Consider the following 9,122-nt stretch of genomic DNA (forward strand, 5'->3'; position numbering starts at 1 on the left):
ACGACACTCCTGCTGTTGGGTGATGTGGTTACTGTCTTACATCGTTGCTAATCGTGAAGCCGAACTTCAGCTATTGCCCGGTCCATTCTTACTGTTACCCTGAGCCCCTGGCAGCGAACTGAGCTGCTGACTGAGGTACTCACTGGTGGCTTTCATTTTGCCTACCGTCTTGTCCATGGCGGTGAACTCCTTCATGTAACGTTCCTCAGTTTCCGCCAGACGCCTTGCCAGCTTTTCCCGCTCTTCACCAATCGACTGGAGACGATCGTTAAAACCTTCGGTCCTGACAGTTAAAATCCCGTCCTCATCCAGCACGCTGCCAAGCAGTTGATCCAGCCTGGCGGCCACGCCGTTGGAGAAAACCACCTGGCCGCGATTGCCGGTCTGGTCACCCTCGACCTCGATGCTTAATCCTTCGGCCCGGCCCATGCCTTCCAGTTCGCGGCCATTGCCACGCCCGCCCAGACTGCCCAGTCGCCCGGCCACATTCTCGCCCGGCTCGCCCTTACCCGGCGTCAGGCCGGTAATGCGGCTCAGTGATGGTGAGATATCGCTCAGTTCAACCCGTGAATTGCTGCCAAAACGATTGGAGATAATCTGCAGCCGCCCCTGCTCGGCCCTGACGCTGACCTCGACATCGTTGCGTTTGAACATGGGATCGCCGTTGATCGTGGCTTGCAACCGGGTTGCCAGTTGCGACAGGGAATTATAGGTGCCGGGTTCCAGCGACAGAGCCCCCGAGGCAATACCGTCGACTCGCAAGGTGAAACGATTTTCGGCATCATTGAGTACCAGCGGACCCTCCTGCGTCAGCGCTCGCCCGGTTAACTCCCCCCGTGCCGGCGCCCGGGTAATTTCCAGATCATAAGCTCCCGGCTCGGTCGCTTCGCCGGCAGCCAGGAATGTCACGCCGGGATCGTCCGCGGAACCGGAACGGGCAAACAGGTTGACCACTTCCTGGCGATTGCTGGCAATCGCCTGTTGCAGGCGACCGCTGTTCAGCGTGAGGGTACCATCGCGCCGGGTTTCAATCCCGATACTGGCCAGCGAGGGAAACTGTTGGTTAATCCCGGAAAAATCGGTACCGATCTCCCGACGCAACATACTAGCCACACCGCGTACCGAGGCATCGCCTGACAACGGTCCCGCCTGTTCGGTTTCCGGGTCGAAACCGGTCAGCTGTTCCACCACCTGGATCATCTCGTTGTATTTTTTAACATACCCCTCAATAGCCGCCACCACATCCTGGCTTTCCAGTTGCACATTCAGGCGAGTACTGCTGCCGGCGGAACCCGGCTGTAAGCTGAAGTTTACGCCGGGTATCACATCCTCGAAATCATTCGAAGCACGCTGGATATCAATGCCATCGACACGCACCCGCGCATCTGAAGCCGCCGCCACCTGCTGCAGATTATTGCCGCTGGCGCGCTGTCCGGTCTGATCATAGGCCAGGTTGGACAGACCGTTCAGATCGCCGTCACGGCCATCACTGTCCTCCACCTGAACGCGAATGCTGTTGTCACTCCCGGGTTGCTGCGCGCTTAAGACCAGTCGATAGCCGTTACCATCATTCATGACCGATGCCCGGATCGGTGCCTCAGAGTCGTTGATCGCCACGGCGATATCACGCAGGGAGGCCTTGTCCGGATCAATGTCGATCGTTACCGGCACGTTATCGGGATTGCTCTGAAAAGTATTGCTGTCGGGATCATAGGCACCGAGCTGAAGTGTGATTCGCCCGCTGCCAAAAAATTTATTGGCTGAATCGAAAGTATCGCTCGCCACCTTGTGCGCATTGGCCAGCTCGATCACTTCGAGATCGTATTCGCCGGTCTGGGCCTGGTTGGACGCGCTCACGCTGACTACCCCTTCGTTCGCCGCATTGGCCTTGATGGCGTTAAAAGTTTCCGAGTCCCGCAGGGCCTCTAGCGAAGCCTGGAACTCGGAAACCGCGCCTTTAAACGTCCCCATGGCAGACAAACCTGCCTGGAGTTCCGCTTCCTTGCGGTCGAGTCGTTTTTTGACGGGGGCTCCCTCCGCCGCCACCAGCTGCTCAACCAGTCCATTCACATCCATGCCGGAGCCGATACCTGCTGATGAAATGGTTGGCATAAAGTACCTCGGTTAATCCACAATAAACTGATGGTCTGCCCGGCCCGAAAGCCGGGCAGACCGACCTGCAGGGTAGTTATGCAATTGCAATGCCACCCCCTGTCAGGCCTTCAGCTCCACCAGAAATCCCCGGCGTTGCTCCGCCTCCTCGAGGAAATCCGCCAGATTCCGGGAGATGGCCAGCATCTCCTCCGACGGTATCTGGCGAATCAGCTCCTGGGTCTGTGAATCAACCACCCTGACGACATAACGTCCTGTTTTGTCGTCCACGCTGAAATCCATATTGCGCTTCATGGACTGTACGTACTCTTTCAGGTGGCTAACAGCCTTTTCCAATGCCTCCGGTGACATCTCGATCTCCCGGCTTTCCGCCTGAACACCAAGGTTGTCACCGGCAACAACTTGCCGTGTTTCGGCAACCTTGCCTGTGGCATCGGTCGAGGTACTGCGGGAGTCCGTCTCACTTACCTGCACGACCACACTGGCGATTGAATGTGTTGCCATAACGTCACCTCTCTCTGTGTGGAGGACCGGCTACGTCCTCCGGGTTCACAGGATTATGAGCTTACTGGAGCAAGCTCAGGACGTTCTGGGGCTGCACATTCGCCTGCGACAACATCGCTGTACCTGCCTGCTGCAGAATCTGCGCACGGGTCAGCTCGGCGGTTTCCTTGGCGTAATCCGCGTCACGGATACGGGACCGGGCTGACGTCAGGTTTTCTGCATTGGTCGACAGGTTGGCGATGGTGGAACCAAAGCGGCTCTGAATCGCGCCGAACTCGGCTCGCTGATTGCTCACGGTGGCCAGCGCGGCATCCACGGACTGCATCGCCAGATTGGCGCCTTCCACGGAACTGATATCCAGATCAGCCACGGCATTCAGTTTGGATGCCTCGGTCGCGGTTTCCACGGTCTGTCCGGCACTGCCACTGACACTGAAAGACTTGGTGGAATCAAAGGTAACCTGACCCGTGATATTGGCTGTCGCACTACCTTCGCCGCCTTCACCACCACCGGCAGGAATCACAGCATCCCCAACAGAGACAGCGCCGGCATTGGTGCTGTTGCTGATTTCACTCAGGGAGATGTTCTCACCGGTATTGTTCGACAGAACGACGCCCTTGCCATCGTCACTGACGCGCGCAGTCACCCCGGTTTTGGAAGACACATCGTTGAACGCGGAAACGGCCCCGGCCAGACCGTCGTTGCCTTCCGTATCAGTGATGGTGAAAGAGATTTGCTGGGCTTTCTCGTTATCCGATTTCACATCCAGCACATAGGCACCGGCTTCGCTGAACTCAATGTTCTGCTCGGTCTTGGCAAACGCCTTGACCCCGGTCGTATCACTCTTGGCATCGACCATCTCGGCGATTTTCTTGGCGCTGGTACCGCCATCGATCTGGAAAGTTTCAGTACCCAGTGAGCCGGCGACTTTCAGTTCTTCACCGGCAATTCGCTGGGCATCTGTACCGGTGGTTTCCACCCCTTCCACCCGGAAGTTACCGTACTGGTTGGTGCGGAAGTTACCGGTCGTGGTCTGGATGGTCTGGTTGGCATTTGCGCCGACCTGGAAAACGGCCGAACCGAAGGTGCCGTCCAGCAGTTTCTGACCATTGAACTCGGTGGCCGTGGCGATACGATCCAGCTCGGAGACCAGCTGCCCCACTTCCGACTGCAGAGCCTGACGGTCCGAGGCGGAGTTGGTGGCATTGGCGGACTGAACCGCCAGCTCGCGGATACGCTGCAGAATGTTACCGCCCTCGGCCAGCGCGCCCTCGGCCGTCTGGGCCAGGGAAATCCCGTCGTTGGCGTTTCGCACCGCCTGATTCAGGCCCTTGATCTGCGAGGTGAATCGCTCGGAAATGGCCAGACCCGCGGCGTCGTCCTTGGCGCTGTTGATACGCAGACCGGAAGACAGGCGCTGCAGGGAAACCTGCATATCTTCCTGTGACCGGTTCAGGTTGCGCTGCGAGTTCAGCGACATGATGTTGGTGTTAATAACTTGAGGCATGACGCACTCTCCTAATTTTCTCTGCCCGGCGTCTCGTTGGAGGTGACCGGGACAAAATACCTAGCGGATATACGGGCATTGACCTGTATTCACCGCTCCCATTGGCACTAGCGTCCCGGGACGGGGGTTTTATAGGGTCGGGCGGAAAATTTTTGCCGGCCTCAAGTCATTAAAATTTCTGGAATTTTCAAATTTCACACCAAAAGTCAGAATAGTCAGGTGGGATAAACCCATTTTCGGAGAAAAAGATTAACGCAGAGGCGCAAAGGCGCAGAGGACGCAAAGAAACAGGTAAATAGATACCCCCTGGTGAGTACCCCGGAAAACAGGGGAAATAAATACCACTTACTCTCGCAAAGTGCCGTTGAATTTACCACTATCTGACGAGCAGCAGCTTTTATCCCTGGGGCGTGGTAAAGGTTCTACGTCTGAGGTACGGAGTCAGGATAAGAAGACGAGCCAAAGAAGTCCCCTGTGCGATCTCTGCGACTTTGCGCCTCTGCGTTAGATTTTCTTGATCAGATGTGGTTGAACAGGGAGATGCCCTGGACGCGGGTGAAGGCTTTCTGGGAGGCTTCGAGGCCGGTGAGTTTGAGGTTGAGATCGCTGACAGCCTTGGCATAGTCGAGGTCTTCGACTTCAGAGAGGATTTCGCGGATCTGCAGTTGCTGGGACTCGTTGATATCCTGCTGTCCGTCCATGGCATTGAGCCGGGCACCGACATCGGCCCGCACGTCAAGGATGCGGCCCAGGACTTTATCCATGCCCACCAGTGTCCGGTTGATCTCGTTGTGCAGGGTCGTGTTGGCCTCCGCCTGGCTCTCATTTTCATTGCGCAGGGCGTCGATAAAACGCTGGATGGTCGTAAATACATCCTGATTCATGCTCGGACGGATCACGAAAAAATCACCGTCGGCCGGCTCCCCTTCGACCTTGGTCTGCACTCCGCCAAAACGAATGGCCGCCCCTTCCTGATAAGGCGTTCCAGCCGGCACCACTTCCTTACCCTCGCCGTCGATCACCTTGTAGGTGATTGCCTGTTCATTGTCCGGCTGCTTGTGGGTTTCAAAAATGAGCGCATAGGTGCCGCCCTTGTATTCCCCGGTAGTACTGCCGGGATCGATCACTCCCGAACCGCGGTTACCCGGATCATCCAGGGTAACGAAATCACCGTTACCGTCCTTGATATTGCGAAACACCCGGCTACCGGCGTCGCCGGTGGGGATAGTCCGGTTTGGACCAATGATTATCTGGCGCTGACCATCATCCCCGTCATAATCAAACCCGTTAGTCTCATTGCGGGTGAAGGGAGTGAACTTGCTCTTGCTGCCGGCAAACATATATTCGCCGTTGATATCGGTGGAATTGGCCAGCCCCAGCAACGCTTCCTGTAATTGCGAAACTTCCTGGGCGATAAATTCCCGGTTTTCGTTGGTTTGACTGTCGTTGTTTGACATGACAGCCAGCTCACGTACCCGTTGCAAAATATCAGTTACATTCTGCAAGACCCCCTCTTCCAGTTCCAGGCGGGCGCGTCCGGCGTTGATGTTATCCTGGTATTGTTGAACAGTTTCCAGCACGTCACGCTGATTGACAATCTTGGCTGCGGCGATAGGATCATCAGACGGTTTGGCAATCCGCCGACCGGTCGCCACCTGCTCCTGTACCTTGCTGAGCTTTTCCTGTTGCTCAAGCATGGCATTGATCGCAGTTTGCTGGGCTTGATGAGAAGAGATGCGCATCGTCATATCACCGGAAGGCGTTGATCAGCTCTTCGAGCAATTTGTTGGCGGTGGCCATGACCCTGGCATTGGCCTGATAGAGATTCTGGTACTGCACCATCTTGGCCGCTTCTTCATCGAGGTTGACGCCCGATACTGCCTGTTTACGTTCGATAGCCTGATCCAGCAACAGCTTCTGTGCATCACGGTTGATTTCAAGCTCATGCGTCTTGCTGCCCACCCGTGAAACCAGCTGCGAATAGACCTCCGAATAATCACTGCTGCCGTTATCCAGCACCGGCTTGCTCTGCAAGCGAGCCAGTTCCAGAGCATTGCGATTATCGCCAATCCCGTCCTTGTTAAATTCAATGCGAAACACATCCCCGGCTTTGGGGTTACCGGTAAGCCGTACCCGGAAACCGTAATCCTGGCCATCCGGAGTGGGGAAAACATTGGCGCCTTTGTCGGGATCGTAGGGAATACGGGTCGTCAGTTCAGGCGGCTGGGCCGGTTCGGCCGGGGTGGCCGGACCACCGCCCTTTTCATTGGCGCTGATGGCCGGTTGCGCCGGACGGGCTGATTTCTGGATCGGAATCGCATTGCCGCTGTTATCCAGTATTTCGTAATGCGTGTCATCCACAAACCGGATAGCAAACGGCGGATCCAGCTTGTTACCCCGGGAAAACGCGGTGTGACCGGTATCTTCGACGACGGCTGCGCTGATCTCAGCATCGCCCTGATTGCTGACCAGTGCCTCGGTCCGTACCGGCGAGGCAGCAGCGATGTGTTTGGTATTTTTCACCAGCGGCGAGAATACTTCCCCGCCATGACGGGTCGGACGAATCACAAAACTGTCGCCATTGGCGATCCGGGTACCCTCTTCAAGGTTGATGCGAAACCCTTCTGATTCGATATGTCCCGGCAGCTTGTCGTATTCCCCGAGCAGTTTATCATCCAGCATACGTACCAGGCGGTATTTGCCATCGCGATGACTGAGCTCGTAATCACTGGTGGTCAACTTGTCGATGTCCGTGATCTCGGCGCTGATCTTGTAATCGCCCTGATTACGACCGTTGGGCAGGATATTGGGCGCCAGTTCCTCGGCCTGGGTGAAGAAGTTCTCGCCCAGTTTGCTTTCCAGATCCATGCCAAGGCGATGCTGTTCGTTAAACGTTTTGGTAATGCCCACGGCAATACGACCCAGCTCGTTCTGGGCCGGATCCAGAACCCCGTTACGAAATTCCAGGATGCCACCCAGGCGACCGCCGGAGATAAACTTGGTAATCACCGAGTCACTGGCATTGCCCTTGAAAACGATTTCGGCATGGTTGGGATCGAAACGGCTTTTCTCGATAGCCATCTCGGAAACTTCGCTGCCCACAACCAGTGTCTGGCCGTTTCCAATAAAAACATTCAGGCGCCCGTCATCCTGCTCACTGACTCGCACCGAGACCAGTTCGGACAGTTTTTGCACCATCCGATCCCGCTGATCGAGCAAATCGCTGGGGGGCTGGCCACTCATTTCCTGTGCGTTGATAATGGTATCGTTGATTTTTCCGATGGATTCGGCCAGGTCGTTAATATCAGTCACCACACTTTTCATTTCGGCCGTGGCGCCTTCGCGCAGCGTATCGAAACGATCATGCATGTACTGGAAACGATCTGACAGGGACTGGGCTTCGCTCAGCATAACCTGTCGCGCCGACGTGGAAGAGGGATCTTCGGAAACCCCGTTAACCGCGGAAAAGAAACTTTGCAGTGCCGGCGCCAGACCCGCGTTGGGATCAGATAACAGATTATCCACCTGGCTGGTGTACTCATAATTGGCGCGAAAGGAACTGTCGGTCGACGTATTGGTGCGTACCTCGCCGGCGACAAAATCGTCATAGACCCGCTCGACGTTATTCACTGTCACACCGGTGCCGATTGCGCCATTACCTGCCAGCTGGGGTGTGCGCGTTCCCATATCCACCCGCTGACGGGAATACCCTTCGGTATTGGCATTGGCAATATTGTGGCCGGTCGTGGCCAGGGCACGTTGTGACGCTAACGCACCCGAAACACTGACACCGAGCAAATCACCACTGGCCATAATCGTCGCTGCCTCTTATCGGTTAACCGGTGGCCTGCACGCGCTCGACATCTTGTCGAGCCACGGGCTGTTGCAGGACATTGCGTTGCATAATGTCGAGTATCTTGTCGGCATACTCGGGATCCGTGGCATAACCGGCGCGTTGCAGGGAACGGATAAACTGTTCCGGCGAAGCTGATTGCTGCAGGGCTTCGCCATAACGGGGATTACTGCGCAGGAACTGCACATAATCGTTGAAGCTTTCTTCCAGGGAACTGTAGGCTCGAAATGGCGCTCGCTCCTGTACCGGCAAACCATCGCGGTATTCCAGGGTCTGTTTCATGACCTTGTTACCCTGCCAGTTGTGACCGGCCTTGATATTGAACAGATTGAAGGTGGGTTGGCCATCGCCATCGCGCAACATATATTTGCCCCAGCCGGTTTCCAGTGCCGCCTGCGCCACCAGCGCCTCCGGCGCCGCATCCAGCTCCTTCGCCGCCGACCGGGCCAGTGGCCACAGCGTCTCGACAAAATCCTCCGGGCCCTCGAATTCCATATCCGGCCGGGATTTTTGCACCTCGGCGGATTGGTGCTGGCGTGCCTCGACCGACGGCGCGATGCTGACCGCCGGCAAACTGGCGGGCGTGGTCGACTCGCGCTGAAGCGGCGAGGATTCGCCGCCGGGCGGCAAATATTGATCCAGTTGCCGCACCAGATTATCGGCCAGTCCCAGCCCCTGCCCCCGCGTCATCTCCAGGGAAATCTGCTTGTCGAACATGTCGCGGTACAGTTCGCTCTGGTTGCTGTCGAAAATCGGATCGCCAAAGCTCGCCTCACGCATGCTTTTGAGCACCATCTGCATAAACACCCCCTCAAACTGCTTGGCCACCTCGTGCAGGGTCGCACGCGGATCCTGCTGGGACTGATGGCGCAGGCGCGACAGATCGGCCATATCCGTATAGCTGGACGACTGCGAGAGACCGGCAACTTGGGGTTGTTCGTTTAACATACCCTCAATATGCACCATCCATGCCAAATTTTAGGGGCTAGGGGCTAGGGGCTAGGGGCTAGGGGCTAGGGGCCAGGGGCCAGGGGCCAGGGGCCAGGGGCCAGGGGCCAGGGGCCAGGGGCCAGGGGCCAGGGGCCAGGGGCCAGGGGCCAGGGGCCAGGGGCCAGGGGCCAGGGGCTAGAACCTGGAACCTAGAAC

At 56.9% G+C, this 9,122-nt stretch carries 6 protein-coding genes; all 6 read right to left on the minus strand.

Annotated features, from left to right (window positions below; all coding sequences use genetic code 11):
• Positions 1 to 66: 66 nt before the first annotated feature.
• The 6 genes from fliD to flgJ all read right to left on the minus strand — a co-directional run bounded on the left by fliD (position 67) and on the right by flgJ (position 8,924).
• Positions 67 to 2,112: a flagellar filament capping protein FliD gene (fliD, locus tag R6U90_RS09790; RefSeq protein ID WP_410352507.1), complete on the minus strand. Its 2,046-nt coding sequence runs from the start codon at positions 2,110 to 2,112 to the stop codon at positions 67 to 69.
• Between the two features lie 102 nt (positions 2,113 to 2,214).
• Complete coding sequence (locus R6U90_RS09795; protein WP_410352508.1) at positions 2,215 to 2,616, minus strand: flagellar protein FlaG; 402 nt, start codon at positions 2,614 to 2,616, stop codon at positions 2,215 to 2,217.
• A gap of 61 nt (positions 2,617 to 2,677) precedes the next feature.
• The gene (locus tag R6U90_RS09800; protein WP_410352509.1) at positions 2,678 to 4,123 is read right to left on the minus strand and encodes a flagellin; all 1,446 of its coding nucleotides are present in this window, start codon (positions 4,121 to 4,123) and stop codon (positions 2,678 to 2,680) included.
• A 518-nt stretch (positions 4,124 to 4,641) separates the two neighbouring features.
• Entirely contained in the window at positions 4,642 to 5,865 is a 1,224-nt protein-coding gene (gene flgL, locus R6U90_RS09805) for a flagellar hook-associated protein FlgL (protein ID WP_410352510.1), read from the minus strand.
• Between the two features lie 7 nt (positions 5,866 to 5,872).
• Entirely contained in the window at positions 5,873 to 7,936 is a 2,064-nt protein-coding gene (gene flgK, locus R6U90_RS09810; protein ID WP_410352511.1) for a flagellar hook-associated protein FlgK, read from the minus strand.
• 22 nt (positions 7,937 to 7,958) lie between these two features.
• Positions 7,959 to 8,924, minus strand: a complete 966-nt coding sequence (gene flgJ / locus R6U90_RS09815) for a flagellar assembly peptidoglycan hydrolase FlgJ (RefSeq protein WP_410352512.1) — start codon at positions 8,922 to 8,924, stop codon at positions 7,959 to 7,961.
• Positions 8,925 to 9,122: the final 198 nt, after the last annotated feature.

Source organism: Thiohalophilus sp., from assembly GCF_046483665.1.
In the GTDB taxonomy this organism is placed as follows: Bacteria; Pseudomonadota; Gammaproteobacteria; order UBA6429; family Thiohalophilaceae; genus Thiohalophilus.

What these genes read in the sequence shown, in the direction of transcription:
- flgJ (WP_410352512.1), bottom strand. Translation starts at nt 8,924, where the DNA reads ATGTTAAACGAACAACCCCAAGTTGCCGGTCTCTCGCAGTCGTCCAGC.
- R6U90_RS09795 (WP_410352508.1), bottom strand. Translation starts at nt 2,616, where the DNA reads ATGGCAACACATTCAATCGCCAGTGTGGTCGTGCAGGTAAGTGAGACG.
- R6U90_RS09800 (WP_410352509.1), bottom strand. Translation starts at nt 4,123, where the DNA reads ATGCCTCAAGTTATTAACACCAACATCATGTCGCTGAACTCGCAGCGC.
- fliD (WP_410352507.1), bottom strand. Translation starts at nt 2,112, where the DNA reads ATGCCAACCATTTCATCAGCAGGTATCGGCTCCGGCATGGATGTGAAT.
- flgK (WP_410352511.1), bottom strand. Translation starts at nt 7,936, where the DNA reads ATGGCCAGTGGTGATTTGCTCGGTGTCAGTGTTTCGGGTGCGTTAGCG.
- flgL (WP_410352510.1), bottom strand. Translation starts at nt 5,865, where the DNA reads ATGCGCATCTCTTCTCATCAAGCCCAGCAAACTGCGATCAATGCCATG.